The organism is Bacteroides faecichinchillae JCM 17102, from assembly GCF_000614145.1.
GTDB classification, from domain to species: domain Bacteria; phylum Bacteroidota; class Bacteroidia; order Bacteroidales; family Bacteroidaceae; genus Bacteroides; species Bacteroides faecichinchillae.
In genome coordinates this window covers 134,474-156,575 of sequence record NZ_BAKK01000002.1, presented here as the reverse complement: position 1 = coordinate 156,575, position 22,102 = coordinate 134,474, and the positions used below count along the sequence as shown (strand labels likewise).

Here is a 22,102-nt window from a genome sequence, read left to right as displayed (position 1 = left end):
GATTTGCCTTACCTTATATTATAAAGAGAAACTATTATTTTTTTAGAAAAAAGGAGGAAGTAATAAGAAATATTGTTGATTAGTGAAAGAGAAATAAGAAATTTCGACGATTTGAGAATAGATTTTAATATAATACATTTTTATTTAAAGAGAATTCTTTATATTTACATCTCAAATATGATATTATTCACTTATGATGAAGATACTATTTAAAATATACGTTTGTTTTTTATTACTTGTTAGTTGTATTCAAATTATTGAAGCTCAGACTACTTCCTATTATTATAAACAGTTGGGTATAAAAGAAGGGCTTTCTCAATCAAGAGTACAATGTATCTTGAATGATTACAGGGGGTATTTATGGATTGGTACAGAATCGGGATTGAATTGTTATGATCGTGATCATTTAAAACAGTATTTACATCAATCGGGCGATGATAAGACGCTAGTTTCTAGTAATATTATTTTTATAGCCGAAGATTCCATTTGTAACCTTTGGGTGGGTACTACTGATGGTATTTGTCTGTATAACAGAGAAAATGATAATTTTACGACTTTGATGAAAGATGGCAATCCCATATATGTTGCTTCTTATCTGTTGGTTGAGGGAGGGATCATATTCGGAGGATCAGGAGCTATTTATAAATATGTATATGAGACCAAACAGTTAGAACCACTGTACTATGCCCAAGATCCCGCTTTATATAATCCTTTTTGGGAGATGGTACGTTATGATGAAGATAATATCCTGCTAAATTCTCGTTGGCATGGAATTTATTCATTCAACATGGTAACTCGCGAGTTTAATAAAGTCACAGCATTTAATGAGAAGAATTATACCAGCATTTACTTAGATTCTCATAAACGCTTATGGCTTAGTGCATATGGCAATGGTTTATATTGTTATCAAAATAAAAAATTACTTAAACATTTTACGACACTCAATTCTCCTTTGACGTATGATGTAATTCATGATATCACAGAAAGAGATGACCAGCTTTGGGTGGCGACTGATGGTGGGGGAATCAATATGATTAATTTGAATGATTTTTCGTTCTCTAACATACAACAAACTGAGGGGGATATTCACTCATTTCCTGCTAATACAATTTATCGTTTGTATGTAGATCCAGCAGACAATATGTGGGCAGGAAGTATACGAAATGGTTTGATTGGTATTAAGAATGTATATGCCCGATCTTATGAATATGTACCATTCGGTAATTTGCATGGCTTAAGTAATCAGACAATAAATTGTTTTTTTCAGGATAGCGATGGGATTATTTGGATAGGAACAGATGGTGGTGGTATCAATCGTTTTGATGCAGTAACTTCTACCTTTAAACATTACCCTTTCACTAAGTATGAAAAAATTGTTTCCATTGTCGAATATAGTCCAAACGAGTTGTTGTTTTCCTCCTTTAATAAAGGACTTTATCTCTTTAATAAACATACAGGAGAGCTACATCCTTTTGTACTTATGAATCAGGAAATGAATGCTCAATCCTGTATTAATGGCTTTTCAGTCTACATCCAGCGAATATCGGAAAATAAGATTCTTTTTAGTGCACAACATGTATTTGTATATGATATCCCTACTCGGAAATTTACGATTGTAGCAACTATGGGAAAGGAATATGAGCGTACTTCTCCGGGAATAATTACTACGGTAGGAAATAAAACATATCTTACAGATTTGAAAAATATTTGTGTATATGATGCTTCTAAAGAAACTTTTAAAACACTTTATCAAGGAGAGTATGTAATAAATGATGCTTGTATGGACCAGAATGGTACTTTTTGGTTAGCTACTGCCGGTGGGGTACTGCACTATGATCCTCGAACGGGAAAAAGTGGCTTTGTAGAAACCGGTTTATTCCAGGAAGCCACTTCCGTTGTATCGGATAATCAAGGACGTATTTGGATTGGTACGCGGCGCCATCTATATGTATATTCCTCATTGACTCAGAATTTTGTAATTTTGGATGAGGTAGATGGTGTTTTACCCAATGAATATCTTTTTAATGCTGCCCTTCTCGCCAAAAATGGAGATATATTGATGGGAGGAACTGAAGGAATGACTTTGATAGATCCTGCAATTCATTTTGAAGCGAACGTCAATTCTACTATAGAGTTGTTGGATGTGTTATTAAACGGTTTACCTGTTTCGTTGGAAGAAAAACATGATGTTGCTACTGAATCAATTAAAGTTCCATGGAATTTTTCTTCTCTTCAATTGAAAGTATTACTAAATGAAAATGATGTATTTCGTAAAAATAGGTTTCGTTTTCATATTGAAGGGTATGAACAAGAATTGACGCAGTCAAATTCTAATTCTTTGATTATAAATTATCTTCCTATTGGGGAATATACAATAACAGCCTCTTATTATACCCGTAAAGGAGAGTGGGGACCTAAACAGCAGATTCTTCATCTTATTGTTACCCCACCTTGGTGGAAAACAGATTGGTTTTACATGGGTTTAATCATATTGATTTGTTTGTTAACTTATGGAGTTATGTATTCTCTTTATCGTAAAAAGAAAATCAAACAAAAACGTGAAATCATGCGATTGAAAAACAAGATGTATGAAGAAAAGATTAATTTTCTGACCAATATCAGCCACGAGCTTCGTACCCCATTGACACTGATTTGTGCACCATTGAAACGTATACTTAATCATGAAACTGAAGAAGGTGATGTAAATAGGTTGTTGGTTTCGATTTATAAACAAGCACATCAGATGAAAGGTATAATTGATATGGTGTTAGATGTGAGAAAGTTGGAGGAAGGGAAAGAAATGTTACATATTCTACCACATTCTTTGAATGAGTGGGTACGTTCTGTGGGAGATAAATTTACCTTTGAGTTTGAGTCTAAAGGAATTAAAATAGAATATAAGTTGGATGAAAAGATTAAGGAAGTTCCTTTTGACAAGAGTAAATGTGAATTTGTCCTTTCTAATTTCTTGATGAATGCATTGAAGTTCAGTGAATCAGGGACTACTACCACTATTATTACTAGTCTTTCACCAGAAAAAGATTGGATCAGAGTGTCTGTACAAGATGAAGGCATGGGACTGACGTTAGTAGATATGAATTCTCTATTTTCTAATTTTTATCAAGGAGCTCACGAAAAAGGTGGAAGTGGAATTGGTTTATCCTATGCAAAAAGTCTGATTAATCATCATAAAGGGAAAGTAGGGGCATCTAATGCGTCAGGACATGGAGCAGTCTTTTATTTTGAGCTTCCGCTTTTTACTAATGCACATGGCCAGTTAACTCCTATTTCTGCGGAAGTTCCAGGAGATGTTGAGGTTAAGGAGGCAGATAGTATTGATTATACATTCTTGCAGAAATATTCAGTGATAGTAGTGGAAGATACTGCTGATTTACGAAATTATTTAAAGGAGACACTAGGTAATTATTTTGCTCGGGTGTATGTAGCTAAAGATGGGAAAGATGGACTGGAATTGATCAAACAACGTTTGCCAGACATAATTATAAGTGATGTGATGATGCCTCGCATGAACGGATTTGAACTTTGTAGAGAAGTAAAAACTAATCTGGATATCAGTCATATTCCTTTTATTTTGTTGACTGCTTATCATAATTCGCAGAATATGTATACCGGATATAAAACGGGAGCGGATATCTTTTTGCCTAAGCCTTTTGAGATAGATAGCTTATTGGCATTGGCATATAATCAACTGAGACTTCGTGAACAAATACGGAAGAGATATATAAATGATAAACTATTATCTCATAAAGAAATTAGTTTTAGCAATGCGGATGAGGCTTTCCTTTTAAAATTGAATGCGATTATTGAAGAGAATATGAGCAATCCGGAGTTAGGTGTGGCATTCTTGGCTACAAATATGTGTATAAGTCGTTCTTTATTATTTAATAAGATAAAAGCGATTACTGGAATGGGAATTATCGATTATGTGAATAAACTGCGTATTGATAAATCTGTTGTCTTGTTGATACTACTTCTATGAATATTACTGAAATCTCGGAGGTTGTAGGCTTTTCTTCTTTGCGTTATTTTAGTAAAGTGTTCAAAGCCATAAAAGGAGAGATACCTTCTGCATATAGAAAGCAGGATAAGTAAATTACAGATATAATCTATCTCTTATTTCTTGTTTATAACCAGTATGCTTTCTCATATTAATGAGTATATTTTCTCATAGTAATGAACATTTATTCTCAATATGGTGAGCATTTTTCTCATCATATTGAGAATAAATTGAGAAAAATAAGAAGAATATCTTATGGTATTAAATCCATTTAATCCACTTATTTTTTAAGATTAGCAGCTATGTATCGTGTTTAGTGCGAAAGTATAATTGTTTCGCTTACCGCTTTTATTAATTTTAAATCTTGATTATTGTTGTGAGCGTCTTGAAACAGCTGCCAGATCATTACACCTGCATATCCGTTTTCTTTTACGAATTTACATTTTTTGCGTATAGTCGGTCGCCCGTTATAGTAAGTTTTATCTATCACATCAAGTTCTGCCGCTTTGGTACCGAGATGTTCTAGAATTGTGTGATAACGTATTCCTCGGACATCATCCACTATATCTTTCAGACTTTCATCCCAAGAATATCCATAGAAGGGTAATCCGCCGACAATTTTATCTTTTGGTGCCATGCATACTGTATTCCAGTATTCCAAGTCTTTCACAAAGTCATCATAAGAGGCATGTTGAATGGGGGTCTCTGTGAATGCTCTACGATCGTAACTCATAAGATTTATATAATCGAAATACTGCTGCCACTCAGTCCCAAATTTTAGCCAGCGGCTATTTACAGCACAAGTCATGAGCATCTCTTTGTCTTTTGCATCATATAAACTTTTGGCGAAGACCAAAAGTGAAGGAAAATAGACGTCCCACTTATCGTACTCTTCATAATCAATGTCAAATCCATCCAATTCATACTCTTTGGTGAATGCTATGATTTGTTTTACTAACTCTTTTCTTGCTTTCGGATCATTAATAGCAGCTGTGAATTCACCTTTGCCGTTCTTGGCAAGTGAAATCAAGACTTTGACATTATGTTTACGGGCTGTTTCACGTACCTCTTGGATTCTGTCACGAATTGACTCGATATTAAGTGTGCCATCAGCCTTTACTCTGGCAAAGCTCATATTGATATGTGTCAGGTACTTCCATTCTATGGAAGAGAATTGAGCCTTAAATTCCCAATCGTCTAGTGGCAGATAACCAATGACTACTTGCTGTATTTTTTCCGGTTGAGTCTCTGGAATCTCAGGAATTGGTAAAATGTTGCTACCAGAAGTGGTAGATGTACAACTCATAATAAGAATATAGATTACGATTGATAATGTTTGTAATAAACGTGTCATAATAAATGTGAGTTAAGTTAATATTTATTCTATTTGATTCTTTATAACCAGATAACTTTTCATTTCACCTCTATAATTACCAAAAGCATCATTATTAATAACTTTACAAATGGAATCGTTATAAGTTTCAACTTCACTTTTTTCCTCATGGGTGTGCTTTTTTGATTGAACCATAATATTCAATGTGAATGTTATTAGAAATAAGAATCCAATTAATTGTTCTCATATCTTTATTTTTAAAATTAATTATTGTGCTCTTTTTAAAGCCTCATTTGATGCTATTGCCTCATAATTCATTTTTGAATTATATTCATAACCTTTGTTTAGATTATAGGCAAGATTAACTCTACCATATAATTGGACATATTTTCTAAGGTCCTCTGTTGAATTATTTGTGTGGTATTATTTTTCCATCATTTGTTACTTTAGAAAGCCACTTATGGCAATTATCTGCCTCTGCATCGGAATAACTAACTCCTGTATACACCCAACCATCTACTTTTAATCCAAATTTATCATAATCCTCCCAATTTCCTTTTAGCGTTTCAACGAAAAATATAATATCTGTATAAAGGTTTCTTTCCTCAGGGTTTTGATAAACCATTAGGTTACAATCATTATATTCCACTAGGATATTTCCAAATTGGCAAACATGTACTGTATATCCTCGCCAAGCTGCTTCTGTTTGCATCTGTAACCTCTCTTCAGTACTCTGTCTGACGTATCCCCAATATATGATGACTAGGACAAAACGGGATAATCCGTAGAGGTTAGATTGTGGGGGATAAAAGTGAATACTGCTTATAGCTATTAAAATGAATACTTCATCAATAACAGTCAGTCGTTGAATAGGCCGATTATTAGAGAAGAAAGTTGATATTCCTATTAGTATTGATAGTGAAGTGCACGTCAATAGGTCTGATTGATGGGGAATATCAAGTATTCCTTTCACAGGATTGAACAATAAGTTCAATATAATAACTCCGGTGAACAAAGATAGTATGTTTTTCCTGATTATTTTCATCGATATTTCTATTTTAGTTTCTTATGAAAATAGGATAGAACTTTGTTCTGTGTGAGTTTTGTATTTATAGAAATAGAGGAATGAAAGTCATTGGAAGAATTTCCATGCTCTCATTCCTCTTAACTTGAGAGTTCCTAAAACAATAGTTTTCTACCTTAAAACCTATTTATCTAATTTGGACACTTTTACATAGTCAATTTCCATAATAGCGGGTAGATTATCGTCATCAATAGGACCGGCCCAAGAGCCATCTCTATCTCCTCCTAATCCCATGTTCAGAATAATGTAGAATGGATTCTCATTAGTGAAAGGCCATTGCTTCATTTCTGCCTCATTTTCCAGATTCTGGTTCGAGTATGAGAAAGTTTCTTGTCCATTGACAAAGAATGTCAACTTATTCTCATCCTTTTCTACTGTATAGATATTCCAATCATGATAGTCACAGGTTACCTGTGCAGTATTTGTCGGATCTTTTATACCTAAATTATAAGTGTAGTGGGTATGTATGGTATGGTGGATCACAGACTCTTGTTTTACGTGTTCCATGATATCAATTTCTCCGCTTTGAGGCCATCCTCCATAAACGGATGTTTTTGGCATCATCCAGATAGCAGGGAATGCACCATTCGGATAGCTTGTAATTCTTGCTTTCACTTCTATTTTTCCGAATGTGAAATCGAATTTGCCTTGTGATTCAATGCCACCGGCTTTGTATTCACCGTTTATTTTTTCAGCTTTTAATATCAGTTTGCCATCTTTTACATAAGCTTGATCATAGCTTTCGGACATCTCGTCGTTCCAGTCAGAACTTTGCTTTTTACATAGTACCCATTTTGTTGGATCTGGATTGCCGTCTACGCTAAAATTATCGAAGAAGAGTATATTTTTCATCGCTTCATCGAACTTTGTCAGGACAATGGTATAGGTGGTCGTTTGATTATCTTCAGTGGTGACGGTCACTTTCTGTTCTTTGTTCCATTCTCCAATAAATTTTTTCGGATCAGGTGAGATCGTAGCCCCTTCACTCATTAATGTATAATCTACGCCTGTGATAATATTGGCGTCTTCTATATAGCCAATTTCAACTCTATGAGTTGTTTGGTCAATCTTTCCATGATAATAGGATATATTATCAGCCTGCGTACCTTTTACTGCTACGGAAAAGGTTGTTAGCGGATATCTCTTCTGTGGAGTGATATCATTGGTCTCATCATCTGAGCAGGCAATGCTGGAGATTCCCATAAGTGCCATACTCAGCAAAAGTAATATTTTTCTTTTTATCATACTCTTTTTCTTTTTTATTGATTTGTGAGTTTATTAGAAGCGATTACCTGATTGGGGGCTCAGGTAATCACTCTTATTGGAGAATTAATCTCCCCATACTAATGGGGCGATGTATTCCCACTTGATAAATCCGATATTTCCACCAGAAGCTGACATTGAGAAGTTAGCACCTACTTTGGTCCGTTCAAATGGAATCTTATAAGTATCATTTGTGCCATTGGCATCTGTTACACCATCACTTGTGGCTTTGCCTAACAGCACACCATTTAATATCCATTCGGAGTATATCCACGATTTAGTCGGATCTGTTGCGTCTACTGCTTCTTTGATATCGAATGTTAAGACGTTCGAAATGCTAGTATCAACAGCGTGACCGCTATTTTCATTGTATACATCACCGTTCCATGGTCTTGTACTCAATTGTGTCTTTTGGCTTAGAATGTGGAAACGAAGTTCTACATTTCCTCCATCATCAGCTTGTCCTGCCCACATCATGAAGAAACTAAGATTTGCACTGCCAAATGGATCAAAATAGAAGTTGTAACGTCCTTCTTTCAACCCGCCTGGACCGGAATAGCTGGTTATTGCTTGATTTACATCATGTACGACTGGTCTTTGTGGATTAGCTTGTTTGATCTTTATAGTTTTCATTAATGGAGTAGCACCTTCGTCAGCTTTAGTTGTCAGTAAGATAATTCCTGTACGGACACTGGTTCCTGTGTGTTCGTTTACATTGATCACAATGTCACCATCACCATTGAATGATGTTTCTTCGAAATTATACCAAATGTCATCAGCCTCATTTTCTTTCGATATTGTCCACTCTGTATTAGATTCTACGTGAATAGTAAGTTTTTGTGCCTCTTCATACATTCTGAACCATTTTCCGTTCTCCGGAATCTCCGGATTTAATACTACACCATCTTGTATACATTGTACTTCCTGGGCCACAACCCCGTGACGGTCGTATATTGTTACAATACCTGTACGTTGTTCACCTGTATTTGGAGTTGCTTTTACTGTGATTTGTCCATCTAATTCACCGGAGTTCCCGGATTTAATGGATAGCCATACATCACCCTCCGTTACTTTTGCAGTCCATTTTTGGTTAGTAATTACGTCGAATGTTTCGTCATCTCCTTCTTGGTTGATCATATCAACATTCTCTACATTCAAATAGGCAGTACCTTTCTGTGTAAGTACAAATGTTTTACCTATCCAGTAATCACTTTTGATATTGATTGTATCTATACGATCATCTAATGAAGTGTTTTCTTTGCAAGTGATAGTTACAGTAGAAGTTTTATCACTAGCTTCGCCCTTATTAGGTGAAATAGTATACCAATCATATTTTCCGAATACTTCCCACGGATCAGTTGATTTAACCTGAAAAGAGAAAGATTCAGGATTTTTAGCTTCAACTAGGTATGAATCCTCTACTCTATAGCGCAGATCTACCCATTTCATGGCTTCGTCGTCATTGCATCCAGAGAATGTGGTGAGAACGGAGATGCCAATGAAACTATTGTATATAAGTTGTTTTAAATTAAATTTCATACTCTATATTATTTAGAGGTTATTTATTACTCTATCGGTTCCCAAGTCATCGAATTTACATGCATGCTTGAATCCTCAGCACCAGCTTGTAGTCTGTAGTATATGGTTTGTGGACAATACTGATTATCATCACCAAAGGCATAAATATCTTGAATGTTATTGTCTAATACAGCAACTTCTTCACCGTTAAATAGTAATCTGATAATAAGTTTATCAGTACTACCTGGTTTATAAGTTACTTCGGCCACGATTTGGCGGATCGCATTACATTCTTCTGTTGTCATGGTGAATGTCTTTTGTGTCCAATTGTAACCTCCACCACATGTAAAATTACTTTCTTTGTTAGGTTTCAGGTGTAAATGGAAGTTAGGTGTGCTTGTCCAGTCGATATTAGGCCAATAGTTTAACTCAATCCAGCTTTCACCTGTTAAGTTTAGAGAAGCAAGGTCAATTGTCAAACGACCTTTCTTGCTTGTAAAGTTGGAAACAATTTGAGATGTACCGGTTCCACTAAGAATAATTGAACCATTCTCTTGAACTTGAGCTGCAGTACCTCCTCCGTTCCACCAGAATGACTTACCCTGTTGTTCGACGTCAAAAGTGATTCCATCAAATCCATCGATTACTTCTTTTGTTTTGATTAGCACTTGACCTTTACGTGACGCGAACAAAGGATTATAACTAGTAGTAATAAGTTTTAGTTCAGAATCACTGATAGCCTCTGCTTGTAACCAACTTTGATATTCTTTCGGAACTTCTACTTTCCATTCTTTATTGGAGCTTATCTTTATAGTCGTTTCAGACGGACCGGCATTAGTTATTGCCATTGTTGTGTTTGCCGGATCTTCTTCTTGAACAATGGTAATACCATTTTGAATAATAGTAAAAGAGTATTCTTCAAACTCTGTTCTTACAGTAATAGTACCTTCACGACGTGCACCTGCATTTGCCGGTATTTTAACAGTGATGATTTCTTCCTGGCCATTTTCATTTCCATTACCTGATTTCTTATCAATATCACTTACATAAGAAATAGAAGGAATAATTTCCCATGGTTTGTTGGAAATGATAGAGAATTGAATCTCTTCACCTTCTGTTGCAACTAGTTCTCCGTAAGGAACAACAACAAGTTTTTCTTTAGAAACTTGTTCAATTGTAATCACCTTTGTATTTGAAATACCTTCTGCCTTGATAGTCAATTTAGCAGTACGTGATTGCTTTCCTGTATTGTTTTCCATTGACACCACAATCTCTGAAACCAGTGAACTGCTTGCACTCATGGAAGGAGTTGGTACACACCATTGTGCATCACTTTCGATAGTCCAAGGAGTATTGGAGCTGATGTTGAAAACTACATTGCTTGGAGATGTTGCCAAGGCTGTATAAGAATCCTGAGCGTCGATTTGGATATTGAGCGGACCTTCTGGCTGAGAGTCGATGCTGTACTCTTGGCATGCTACAAAACTGAATGTGCACAGAGCAACAATCAGTTGCATTAATGTATTGCTATATAACTTTTTCATATTTCTTTAAAATATTAGATTTGACAATTAATTACCATCCCGTATTTTGAGGATTTAAGTTTGCATTCTTGTACAACTCGTTTTGAGGAATAGGATACAAATACATTGCATCTCTCCAATTACGAGTTTCATACAGATTTTTGTAGAAGTTAAAAGTACCGTTAGGTTGTTTTTCGATTTTTACTCCATAAAGTTCACGCTGAGTTGTGTCCGCGATTTTCCATCTTCGTACGTCCCAGAAACGGTGATCTTCGAAAGCAAATTCTACACGCCATTCATTATATAGACGTTCCAAGAATTCATCTTTGCCGGAAGAAGGAATTGCCGGCATATCAGCATTCTTTCTAACTTCGTTGATTGCCCACAGTGCAGAATATTTATAAGTCTCGTCTGTGTAATTTACATCGTTGAAGGCGTTCACCATAGATTCGGCATAAGTAAGTAATGTCTCGGCATAGCGATAAATTACCCAATGGTGTTTATTAGTAGTTTCTTCTCCGTCGGTGAAAAGAGTTCCTTCCTGAATGTATTTGTTCAAGAAGTAACCGGTAGGTGAACCACCTTCTGATACGATTCCGTCATCGGCACCACCTTTATAGGTTTCAATCGACCTGTCTTGGAATTTCATACCATTGGCTAATATGGCACGGTAGAAACGTTTATCACGTTTGTCATAAGGCAATTGTGGGTCAAATTCCGGGTCTTCGGAAACCCAGCCTGTGTTCTCTAAGGTCACTTTGTAACCATTGACTGTTTCGAATGCGTCTACAAGGTTCTGAGAGGGGAAGTTGCTATAAGGAATCTGGCTTGAGTTACGCTTACCTGCTGTGAAGCGAATAGGAAAGTTAAATAGCTCGAAGCTTGCGTTATTATCGTTAATTCTCATCAGTACAGTCTCTTTGGATTCGAGATTGTTAGCACTCTCTTTGGGGTCCAGAGAGTATAACCCTGTGTTGATAATATCTAATGCTGCTTTTGCTGACTTTTTCCATAGCTCTGTGTTCATGGAAGGATTGTGTAACTTGCTGGCAGCATATAAAAGTGCTTTTGATTTTACTGCCATCGCAAATCCTTTGGTAACTCTACCAATTTCCGCATTCGGCTCGTTTACATAACTGTCTGGCAGATGATTGTCGGCAATGGCTTCATCACATTCGCTGACAATGAAATCAATAACATCATTGAAAGATGTCTTGCCAATGGTATTAGCTTCTTCCTCAGTCAGTACTTCTAATGGCATGGCGATGTCACCGTAGCGGCGTGCCAGTTCAAAGAAATAGTGTGCCCGTAATACTCTGGCTTCATAAGGGAAATACTTTAATTGCTTCATCCAGTTGGTATATTGTGCATTATGCTCATAACGTGTGAAGTCTACTTGAGCAATTTCTGCAATAAAACTATTGGCAGCACGAATACCTTTGTAAAGAGACCAAGAGTCATCAAATGTCTTGATGGCAGACCAGTTACCGTTATTAGTATTTTGGATATTGGCTGCTACTGCTCCGAATTCACCGTCATCGCTGGCGCAATCGCGCATGGCAAGTCCATCCGGAGTAAAGTTACCGCTGGATGTTGCAAACCATTGGCATCCCTGCGGCATGAATGAGTATACATACGTAAGCATTGATTTGCTCGTATCAAAATACTTGTACATGTCTTCTTTTGTCTTCAGGTTATTAGTCTCGTCAAAATCCAAGTAATTACAGGAGGCAAAGATCAACGAAGACAAGAGAGTTAAGATTATGTATTTACTTCTCATAATATTCATTTGTTACTTTGAATTAAAAATTAAGTTTGACACCTGCCCAATAACTTCTTGTCGATGGATAAGCAACGCTGAGTTGTTCCGGATCAGCAAAATGAAGGTTGTCTAATGAGAACAGATTAGTTCCCTGTACAAATACTTTCAGATCAGCAAAGCGAGTCTGTGATTTTGAGAAAGTATAAGATACTAGCAGGTTACGCAATTTCAAGAATGAACCATCGCGGTACCACAATGAGCTGGAACGATAGTTATTCAGGTTTTCCTGAGTAGTCAGTCTTGGCATGGTTGCGTTCGCTTTGTTCTCCGGAGTCCAATATACTTCCTCGTTCAAGAATGTATTTGAGATATTTCCATTGTTCACAAGTGGCTGATACAACGGGCTGTTGAGCAAAGAAACTGTAACACCAGTCATACCTTGGAAGTCAGCAGAAAGCTCAAATTTCTTGTAAGCGAGGTTCAGGTTAAATCCGAAGTAGAAACGTGGAACGGATGAACCGAACATTTTCACAACGTCTTTTTCATCAATAACATTGTCTCCATTCTGGTCTTTATATTTCACGTCACCCGGAGCTACGGTGGAGAAGGTTTGCTGAGGACTATTGTTGATTTCTTGTTGGCTATTGAAGAAACCGATAGCTTCCAGACCATACATCTGTCCGACACGATTACCTTTCGTATACAAGTAATTGTATTCCTGATATTCCTGATTTACATTGACTACTTTTGAATTCAGATAAGACATACTGGCTCCTATACCATAATGAAGGTCACCGATTTTGTCATTCCAACTTAGGGAAGCATCCAGCCCTTTGTATTTATAGACTCCTTCATTCACCTGTCCCACTGTGATACCGATGATGCCGGAAGTAGAATTGGCTCCTGAAACAAGCATATCCGAGCGCTTTTCGTAGAACCCTTCTACAGTTGCACTCAAGCGATTATCAAAGGCTTCAACGTCAAAACCGAAAGTAGCTTTTGTCGATTTCTCTGCTACTAATCCTATGACTGGCAGGTCACCTTCGCTGCCGCCGCCTATATAACCGGCGTTTACTCCAAAGTTATAACCAGTATTACCAATGTAAGATTGGCGCCACAATTCATGGCTTAGGTTGCCGTCCCATCCGGACAAACCATATGATGCGCGAATCTTGAAGAGATTGATTGGAGTTATATTTTCCATGAATGCCTCGTTTGATGCGATCCATGCAGCAGATACTGCCGGATAAGTTGTAAATTTATCTCCATCCGGTAAATAAGCGGAACCGGAATGATTGATTACGGCATTAATGCTGTAACGGTTATCATAGGTATAAGTTGCGTTCAGCAATATGGATTGGTTTTTCCGGGATCTGTTTCTGCCATCCTCCACGATAGATTGCATATCGTAGATCAATGCTCCACTCACTTGGTGCTTTCCAAAATTACGGTTATAATCTACCTTTGCCTGAAAATCGCTACGCATGATCAAACTTTCGAAAGGCTGGCTGTGTCCCAGTGTTTCAGAGTCTGTTCCCCACATAGTAGGAGTGGTCACCAGCGTACCATCACTAGTGATACTTGCCGAGTTATTCATGTAGCGATAGCTCTTGCTGGAAGTTTCGTACATTCCTCCTATATTATCAAAAGATACTGCTACTTCAGCACCAAGTCCTTTGGTCAGTACATCTAAATCCTGACGTAAGCTTAAATCAGCCAGCAATGTGCCGTACATATTTCTGATATGACCATAGTTTTTCAATAAGGCTACCGGATTATTGGCTCCATAGACAGAGCTACCTCCATAAATGCCGTTTTCGTAGCGAATAGGGAATGCGGCCGATGGTGTGTTATAGATATTACGGAAGATATTAGTACGTCCGTAACGGGTGCCTCTATATTCCTGTAACTTTCCTACTAAGCCTACTTTCATATGAGTGCTTTCAGTAATATCTGCGTCAATATTAGTACGTAGAGTAAGACGTGTGTCTGTCGGAGTCGTGTCATAGCGTGTATCTTCCGTGTTCTTCTTCAACATGGAACGGTCACGGTAATAATCAACCACAGTGAAGTAACGGAATTTCTCACCACCTCCATTGAAAGACATCTTTAGATTGTGTGTGAAACCGGCTTTGTTCATCGTCTGATCCCACCAGTCTACGTTTGGAAAATCATACGGGTAGATCCTGTGCGGAAGGCATCCAATTCTTGTGAATTGTAACGTGCATCCAGCCCATCATTCTTCAATGCCGTATTGAGACTGTTAGCATATGTGTATGCGTCTGCAAATTCCGGTGAACGGAATTGAGTATTAATACCGAAATTATAGTCTACATTCACTTTCAGTCCACTTTTAGCACCACGTTTAGTAGTGATAAGGACGACACCGTTTGCACCGCGTGTTCCATAAAGTGCTGCTGCGGCGGCATCTTTCAGAACATAGCACGATTCAATTTCCATAGAAGTGATATCAGTAATATCACGAGGAAAACCGTCAATCAGTATCAGAGGAGCATTGCCGTGCAGAGAGAGAGTAGATACGTTGTCAGGAGATGCACCTATACCTTGATACACATTCAGACCTGCCACTTTACCATACAATGCTTTGCTTATATCTACATACGGAGACTTTTCAAACGCTGAAGCATTGACTCCGTTGATAGAATAACTGCTATTCTGGGAAGATACGTTCATTTGATATCCGACGCTCAGTGTATCAGTAAGCTGTGTTTCCGAAACAGCCTTTGATTTCTGTGCATTCAGAGAAACCGAACCTCCCAAAAGCAGGGTAATTAATATATAATTTAATTTATTCATTGTTCGATTGATATTAGTTAAGATATTTACCAACCCGGATTTTGGGTCATTCCATATTTCTTGTTGATTTCATTCTGAGGAATTGGAGCCAGGTACCATTTGGTATCCCAATTGGTCTTCCAATAACGATCTCCCAATACTACCTTTTCAAAAGTGAATGCAGTAGGATTATGCAGGTCGTTCCCTCTACTTCTCAGTCCATACAATGTTTTCTTGAAATCATTTTGACGATCTCTGCGTACAAGGTCGAACCAACGTACTTCTTCGAATCCTAGCTCCAGTGCTCTTTCTTTTAAGACAGCTTCCAGGAACTGGTCATGATTCATTGTTTTGGGGAGTGCAGAAAGTCCAACTCTGGCCCGTACATCATTGACCATTTTGTAAGCTTCATCGTTCGGACGACCGTTCACTTCATTCAGCACCTCCGCATATCCCAACATGATTTCCGACAGGCGGGTATGTGCCCACTGTACCGGACTGTTGCGATCATTGTTTTCCTGCAGGATATATTTCATGATCAGGAATCCGCTACCGTCTTTGTAATCTTCATGGTTGATATAAACAGGAGCAGTAGTACCGGTACAGTATTTATCTCCTGGGCAGGCTACGTTTTCATACAAACGCGGGTCACGGGTTGGTACCATCTCCTCATTTGTATAAGTAAAGAATGGCTGTTTAGACGGATTTGCCCAGTCGAAGTCTTCCGGAAAATCAGAACCGTCTTCCCACGGGAACATATCCACGTAATTTAATGTTGGACCGGTGTAGTAACGTTGGTTAATATAATCAGAATGGGTACCTACATCATAACCTTTACGTGTAGAAATCAGAATTTCTGTTCCGCCCCGGTTGTAATATGCCTTACGATATGCCAAACGTCTTGCCCGATGAGTATCTTCAGTAGGCTGGATCAGTTCGTATCCATGCTGCTTTTTGATTTCATTGAAGAAAGCCTCCCCTGCCGCTGCTGCATCTTTCCAGCGTTGGTCGCTGTAATTACCGTAACAAGTGTACTCATCTGCTTTCGAATTCCATTTTGTGTTGGAATTGAATGTCGGACTTGCTGCCCATTGCAATACCTTGAACTTTAATGCCATGGCTCCTGCTTTCGTCATTCGACCGTCATTCTGGTCATCTTGTTTCCATTTTAGGTTTGAATTAATAGCTTCATCAAGTAAGCCTACGATATTTTTTACCGTTTGTTCGAAGGTGATTCGTGGAAACTCCATTTTCTCATTTACATCTATTGCATGGTCCAACCAAGGTACACCGCCTATGTATCTCATCATTTCGAAATAAGAAAGAGCGATCAATGTTTTGGCCTCAGCGATACGTTCGTTCTTTTCATCGTCGGTCATGTCAGGTACTTTGGCTACATTTTCAATAAACAGCCATGCGTAACGGATGGTAGTCCAGTCGGATTTTCCTGCATATAGATAGGCAGCACTTTTAGGAACATTATTTGCACTCAGTGCTCCGTTATAATATAGTTTCATGGGTCCATCGCTGATGTTATCACGAAAACTCTGACACAAATCGGTGATTGATTCGAGGATATTACCTCCTAGTTTGAAGTCCCCACCGGTAGGCAATCCATAGGGTACACCGGTATAAGCTTTCGTCAGTACTTTTTCAGCGTTTATTTTTGTAGAAAACATTTCTTCGGTGGTAGCTCCGGAGCTTTCAGGTTGGTTGCCTAGGAAATTATCCCCAAAACTGATTTCAGAACAAGAGGATGCTATCAGTATATAACTAAACGCAATTCCAAGTCCTTTTATTATGCTATTCATAAGTTGTCTTTTTTAGAAGTTAAGATTTAAACCGAAACTATAAGTCTTGATGAGTGGATAATCTCCGAATCGGTCAGGATTACTTTCCGGATCAAGATACTTAAGGGGTGAGAAGGTTAGTAAATTGTAACCACTGAAATTCAGACCAAGTGAACTAATTCCTAATTTTTTCAAGAATTTCTTTCCGGTTATGGTATATCCGAAGTTCAAACTCTTTAAACGGAGGTAAGAAGCATCTACTAACCATAAAGTTGAAGGTTCAGAGTTCCAGCTTTCCGATTCTTCTGACGGTCGCGGATAAACAGCTCCCAACTGATTTTCTGGAGTCCAGCAACCATCATAGAAATAAGTCAGCAAACCACGTTTTCCGGCATTGGTGTACGGAATCCGGTACTCGATATCATACATACGGCTAACATTTGTGGAGCCAACCCATTGCATGGATAAACTGAAGCCTTTCCAGTCGAATCCCATATTCATACCAAATGTATATTCCGGACGGGTAGCATAGCCTGATACACATTTATCATTACCATCTACAATTCCGTCTCCATTAAGGTCGGCATACATTGCATCACCCGGATACACTTTCTGGTAAGGTTGGGGGAGATTGGGGTTCAATGTCAATTCTCCGTTTGCACCTTCGGTGAAGTCGCTATATTGGTAGAGTCTCAAATATTTATACACGTCAGTCTGTCGTCCGGTTGAACCGCCCGTTTGGTTCATGTAACTGAATTGCTTAGGAACTTCGTCCATGTTAATGATTTTGTTACGTGCAAATGACATGTTTGCATTAGCGAAATAACTGAAATCTTTTCCGATTCTGTCATTCCAACCAATGGAGATTTCATAACCATGATTGTTTACCTGACCAATATTCAGATTGGGTAAAGAAGTTGCAATAATACCCGGTGTGGACAATGGAGAAATCAGAATACCTGTACGGTGCTCTATAAAGTAATCGAATGTAGCGGATAAACGGCTATCTAAGAGTTTGATGTCGATACCGTAATTCTGCTTTTCGGCTGTTTCCCACGTTACTGCCGGGTTACCGATAGAGGAAATGCCGGAAGCTGATTGTGAATAGGCATTATCTACACCGAAACTGTAGCCACCTGATCCTCCCCATACGGCAGGCATATACATAAAGCGGGAATCCACCCCTTTATCATTACCGACACGTCCCCAAGAAGCTCTGAGTTTTAAGTAATCAATTACCTTTTGATTTTCCATAAATTTCTCGGCAGTTGCTATCCAGCCTGCGGAGAATGACGGGAAAACACCGAAACGGGTACTACCCGGAGCAAAGTTTTCCGAACCATTGTAGCCAACATTTACGTCAAGCAAGTATTTACTTCGATAAGCATAAGTAGCACGCCCAACTAGTCCTACATAACTACGGGGGATATAGGTATAGCTGTCAGGATAATAATTTCGTGATTGGTTATAAAGGAACAGACCGGATACTCTGTGATCGCCAAATGTGCGGTCATAGTTGATACGTCCTTCCAGATACCAATTCTGTCCACGTCCACTACTTTCTGAATAGTTTAGCGGGGTATCGCTTCCATTGGGTACATAGATATATGTCTTATCATAATCCGGGTCAGTCTGTGCCATGGAGCCATTCGTATCAAAATAAGACTTGTAGTATACAGTCTGTGATTCTATGGCACCTCCGGTACGAACTTTGTTTAACGTGAATTTATTGTCGTAAGCCCCTTTTATAGCTACGCTCAAGCCCGGAGTTACAAAATCCAGTTTCTGTGTGATATCTAAGTCCAGATTTAAATTTGTATCATAATTCTGATTATAACCTTGTCCGTAAAATACGAACATACCATCACGCATTACTTCTCCCAGAGGAACCATGTCTTTGGGAACTAACGTACGGACTCCGTTGATAAATCCAGGTCCTGCGAACGGATGTGACCAGATTTGTGCAATCACCCAAGGATTTTGATCTTCTCCGGTACCGGATACAACACTACGTGGCTCTTGTATCTTACCTAAAATACCACTAATACCAAGTTTCATTAGTGTAGTTTTGGTCAGGTTGGCGTCGATATTAGCACGATAATTATATCGGTTAAAACGGTAATTGTTATCATACATTTGTCCGGGAAGTTCCTTTAAAAGACCGTTCTGGTATGTATATCCTAATGAAATGTAATACTTTACATTTTCGCTACCACCGGATATATTAAGGTTATTCTGGCTTTGAAGGTAGAGATTATTAAAGATATACTTTTTCCAGTCCATGCTTGGATACATGATAGGATCCGAACCGGTACGATAGGCTTCTACCTGTTCCGGTGTGAAATAGAGTTTGGGATTAGTGACATGATCCATTTTCTGTTTTATATTCCAGAAACGGGCGAATTCGTAACTACCGGTTTGTTCAACAAGCGAAATAGGCTGCTGTAAACCTAGTTTGGTGCTGACAGAAATTTGCGTTTTACCGGCTTTACCTCTTTTGGTGGTAACTAATACTACACCATTAGCACCTCGTACACCGAATACGGCTGTTGAAGAAGCATCCTTTAATATAGAGATGGTCTCAATCTCGTTCGGGTCGATCTGTGAAAAATCACGTTCGATTCCGTCTACCAGAATCAATGGCTTGGCCTGTGAGTCATTTAATGTACCGGCTCCACGTACATAAATAGTAGCAGCGTCTTTACCGGGTTGTCCGGTAGTCTGTACTGAAGATACACCGGGCAAAGCTCCTGCTAATACATTAGTAATACTAATAGCCGGAGATTTGATCAACTCTTTGTTGTCAATGGAAGAGACTGCACTGGTAAGCATTTTCTTATCTTGGTTACCATAGGCAATCGCAACAACTTCTACTTCACCGAGGCTTTGTGCGTCTTCTTTTAAACTAACGTTAATGATTTGTTTGCTTCCGACTACGATCTCTTGGGTTACATATCCCATAAAAGAGATGACCAATACGGATTCTTTGTTTGGAACGACGATTGAGTAGTTACCGTCAAAGTCTGTGATTGTCCCGATAGTAGTGCCCTTCACGGTCACGTTTGCTCCGGGAACGGCTTCTTTAAGTGCTTCATCCACTACTGTACCTTTAATAGTAATCCCTTCCGGTGGAAGTGCATACATTATTAAAGGTATGAATGAAAGAAACGTAATAAGAAAGCAGATTCTTAATTTGAGCGCGTTTCTCATACTTTTTAATTTGTAGGTTAATAATATATTTAGTTCTGTCAATGAATGACCTTCGTTTTGTTCAAAAGATTATACTTTGGTGTATAAAAGTCTGACATTTCTGTTCTCTTTTTATGCAAAGTTAGCCGGTACCCATAAATCTGACGTGTAATATTCGCTATATTAGGTGCAAAAATAGCTAGAAACGCTATCTATAGCGAATGATAAGCCTTCTCTTTAATTTTGTAGACAGGACGGAAAAATGATAGGATTTGCTATCTATAAAAACTGTTTTTCCTTTGAATAATCCTTTATCCGAGAGAAAAATGAGATAAAAGTATAATGGATATTAATTGACTAATCTATTTTCCCGATGAGATTTTCTTTTGTTTTTTCAAGGTACTATGTTGGTAATATCCTAAACTGTTCTTGGATCTATTTTATTGAAATAGGTAGAAGAACTAAATAAAATAATAGATTGCATAGATTAAGATATGTTTTTTCTATGTACATTTGTTTCGTTACTACTCTAGTTTTCGTTCCTCAATAGTGAAATGATAGTTCTATTATAGTAGAACTATAACTTTTGGAAAAGTATGAGTTAGGATGTTCGGTTGTTTATATGGTGTAATTAGAGTTAAAAGTATGTTTTTCAATAAATTCATTTTTATGATAGACGGAAACAGTCGGAATCTAAAAGAAATGAGATATACATAAATTAAATACAGATATGAAAATTAGTTGGAAAAGATGGTTTTTGTTTCCTGCCGTTCTACCTCTCTTTTCTTGGACGAATACGGGTAATGTACAGAAGGATGTTGTTTCACAACCGCTGGATACGATCGAATATCGAATATTTGTAGCTGTGGATAAAGCCGGGGTAGAGCATTGGGGCGGTAAAGAAGCATATCGGGCAAAACTGAATACTTTCTTCGAACAGGTGAATGATTTCTGGAATAAGGCGGGCGACGGACGTTTTAATTTTTATTTCCGTTATGTGCCCGATTTACAGGTGGTTTATGATTGCTCTTCCCGTCAGTTGGAAAATGTATACAATCGGAGTGCAGGTTTCCCTAACCATGATGTCTTATTGATCATTGATTCTGTACTTGACTTTGATGATGAAGAGAAATCACAAGGCTGGTATTGTGGAGGTGCTGCGGACGATTTGACTATGGTGGTTTGCCGTAGCCGTAGTAAGACCGAACATGAAGACTTGTTTAATGTCGATTATTTTTGTAGGGGAGTGGCGCATGAATTCGGTCACTATCGCGGAGTAACAGATCTATATGCTGACAGAATTCAGGCAAAAAAGAATGTGATAAATCAACTTCAATACGAGCCGGACTCGTGTGTGATGAATAATCATTATAATACTTATAAATGGAGTTCGTATGCAGTTAATATCATTAACTATACTGCAAAGTCAAAACGTCCTAGACGTGATTTTTCCGGACTTTTCAAACAGATGTTTCCTAAGAATATTTTAGTATCTGTTAAAGTGAATGGTAAAAAGAAGAAAGGGGTGAAACTCAACTTATATGGAGCTCGCGCGCAGTTTAATGATCTGATTCCAACTCCTTATCGTACTTATGAAGTGAACAAAAAAGGAGAATATTTGATAACAGGTGTTCCCGATTTGTATGATAATCCTGCAGAACCTTTGCATACTGATGAATTACCTTATAATCGCTGGTTTAGTTTCTTGCTTGAAGCAGAATACAAGGGTGAAAAGAAATATGTGTGGCTTCCTGAATACGAAGTACAACAAACTTTCTTTGAAAATAAGGATACTTATCAGGTAACGATTGATTTCTAATAGATCG

The 22,102-nt window shown here is 37.9% G+C and carries 13 protein-coding genes; 3 read left to right on the top strand and 10 right to left on the bottom strand.

From position 1 onward, the window contains the following. Window positions 1-193 precede the first annotated feature (193 nt). A complete protein-coding gene (locus JCM17102_RS25750) occupies window positions 194-4,000 on the top strand; it encodes a hybrid sensor histidine kinase/response regulator (protein ID WP_275564306.1) in 3,807 nt (1,268 codons plus the stop codon). Beyond that, window positions 3,997-4,113, top strand: a complete 117-nt coding sequence (locus JCM17102_RS31165; protein ID WP_275564305.1) for a helix-turn-helix domain-containing protein — start codon at window positions 3,997-3,999, stop codon at window positions 4,111-4,113. The genes JCM17102_RS25750 and JCM17102_RS31165 overlap by 4 nt, the downstream gene beginning before the upstream one ends. Before the next feature lie 218 nt (window positions 4,114-4,331). Here the strand turns inward: JCM17102_RS31165 and JCM17102_RS01685 are convergent, their stop codons facing one another. From JCM17102_RS01685 to JCM17102_RS01640, 10 genes are all read right to left on the bottom strand, one after another. Further along, entirely contained in the window at window positions 4,332-5,372 is a 1,041-nt protein-coding gene (locus tag JCM17102_RS01685; protein ID WP_025073724.1) for a glycosyl hydrolase family 18 protein, read from the bottom strand. A 388-nt stretch (window positions 5,373-5,760) separates the two neighbouring features. Further along, window positions 5,761-6,396, bottom strand: a complete 636-nt coding sequence (locus JCM17102_RS01675; protein WP_025073723.1) for a hypothetical protein — start codon at window positions 6,394-6,396, stop codon at window positions 5,761-5,763. 162 nt (window positions 6,397-6,558) lie between these two features. Next, the gene (locus tag JCM17102_RS01670; RefSeq protein ID WP_033886415.1) at window positions 6,559-7,680 is read right to left on the bottom strand and encodes a DUF4971 domain-containing protein; all 1,122 of its coding nucleotides are present in this window, start codon (window positions 7,678-7,680) and stop codon (window positions 6,559-6,561) included. Window positions 7,681-7,764: 84 nt separating this feature from the next. Then, a complete protein-coding gene (locus JCM17102_RS01665) occupies window positions 7,765-9,237 on the bottom strand; it encodes a BACON domain-containing protein (protein ID WP_025073721.1) in 1,473 nt (490 codons plus the stop codon). A 26-nt stretch (window positions 9,238-9,263) separates the two neighbouring features. Continuing rightward, window positions 9,264-10,760, bottom strand: a complete 1,497-nt coding sequence (locus JCM17102_RS01660) for a BACON domain-containing protein (protein ID WP_025073720.1) — start codon at window positions 10,758-10,760, stop codon at window positions 9,264-9,266. 31 nt (window positions 10,761-10,791) lie between these two features. Continuing rightward, complete coding sequence (locus JCM17102_RS01655; protein WP_025073719.1) at window positions 10,792-12,519, bottom strand: RagB/SusD family nutrient uptake outer membrane protein; 1,728 nt, start codon at window positions 12,517-12,519, stop codon at window positions 10,792-10,794. A gap of 22 nt (window positions 12,520-12,541) precedes the next feature. Continuing rightward, on the bottom strand, window positions 12,542-14,641 hold the full coding sequence (locus JCM17102_RS25745; RefSeq protein ID WP_275564304.1) for a SusC/RagA family TonB-linked outer membrane protein: 2,100 nt from the start codon (window positions 14,639-14,641) through the stop codon (window positions 12,542-12,544). A gap of 17 nt (window positions 14,642-14,658) precedes the next feature. Continuing rightward, window positions 14,659-15,318 carry a TonB-dependent receptor plug domain-containing protein gene (locus tag JCM17102_RS31160; protein WP_275564303.1) on the bottom strand — a complete coding sequence of 220 codons (660 nt, stop codon included), beginning with the start codon at window positions 15,316-15,318 and terminating at the stop codon, window positions 14,659-14,661. Between the two features lie 26 nt (window positions 15,319-15,344). Further along, window positions 15,345-17,108: a RagB/SusD family nutrient uptake outer membrane protein gene (locus tag JCM17102_RS01645; protein WP_025073718.1), complete on the bottom strand. Its 1,764-nt coding sequence runs from the start codon at window positions 17,106-17,108 to the stop codon at window positions 15,345-15,347. 12 nt (window positions 17,109-17,120) lie between these two features. Then, entirely contained in the window at window positions 17,121-20,297 is a 3,177-nt protein-coding gene (locus JCM17102_RS01640) for a SusC/RagA family TonB-linked outer membrane protein (protein WP_025073717.1), read from the bottom strand. Window positions 20,298-21,006: 709 nt separating this feature from the next. Between JCM17102_RS01640 and JCM17102_RS01635 the strand changes: the two genes are divergently transcribed. Then, the gene (locus JCM17102_RS01635) at window positions 21,007-22,095 is read left to right on the top strand and encodes a hypothetical protein (RefSeq protein ID WP_025073716.1); all 1,089 of its coding nucleotides are present in this window, start codon (window positions 21,007-21,009) and stop codon (window positions 22,093-22,095) included. The last annotated feature ends 7 nt before the right edge of the window (window positions 22,096-22,102 follow it).

Excerpts from the sequence above, each read along its gene's own strand:
- JCM17102_RS25750 (WP_275564306.1), top strand. The coding sequence starts at position 194 with ATGATGAAGATACTATTTAAAATATACGTTTGTTTTTTATTACTTGTT.
- JCM17102_RS31165 (WP_275564305.1), top strand. The coding sequence starts at position 3,997 with ATGAATATTACTGAAATCTCGGAGGTTGTAGGCTTTTCTTCTTTGCGT.
- JCM17102_RS01685 (WP_025073724.1), bottom strand. The coding sequence starts at position 5,372 with ATGACACGTTTATTACAAACATTATCAATCGTAATCTATATTCTTATT.
- JCM17102_RS01675 (WP_025073723.1), bottom strand. The coding sequence starts at position 6,396 with ATGAAAATAATCAGGAAAAACATACTATCTTTGTTCACCGGAGTTATT.
- JCM17102_RS01670 (WP_033886415.1), bottom strand. The coding sequence starts at position 7,680 with ATGATAAAAAGAAAAATATTACTTTTGCTGAGTATGGCACTTATGGGA.
- JCM17102_RS01665 (WP_025073721.1), bottom strand. The coding sequence starts at position 9,237 with ATGAAATTTAATTTAAAACAACTTATATACAATAGTTTCATTGGCATC.
- JCM17102_RS01660 (WP_025073720.1), bottom strand. The coding sequence starts at position 10,760 with ATGAAAAAGTTATATAGCAATACATTAATGCAACTGATTGTTGCTCTG.
- JCM17102_RS01655 (WP_025073719.1), bottom strand. The coding sequence starts at position 12,519 with ATGAGAAGTAAATACATAATCTTAACTCTCTTGTCTTCGTTGATCTTT.
- JCM17102_RS25745 (WP_275564304.1), bottom strand. The coding sequence starts at position 14,641 with ATGAACAAAGCCGGTTTCACACACAATCTAAAGATGTCTTTCAATGGA.
- JCM17102_RS31160 (WP_275564303.1), bottom strand. The coding sequence starts at position 15,318 with ATGAATAAATTAAATTATATATTAATTACCCTGCTTTTGGGAGGTTCG.
- JCM17102_RS01645 (WP_025073718.1), bottom strand. The coding sequence starts at position 17,108 with ATGAATAGCATAATAAAAGGACTTGGAATTGCGTTTAGTTATATACTG.
- JCM17102_RS01640 (WP_025073717.1), bottom strand. The coding sequence starts at position 20,297 with ATGAGAAACGCGCTCAAATTAAGAATCTGCTTTCTTATTACGTTTCTT.
- JCM17102_RS01635 (WP_025073716.1), top strand. The coding sequence starts at position 21,007 with ATGAAAATTAGTTGGAAAAGATGGTTTTTGTTTCCTGCCGTTCTACCT.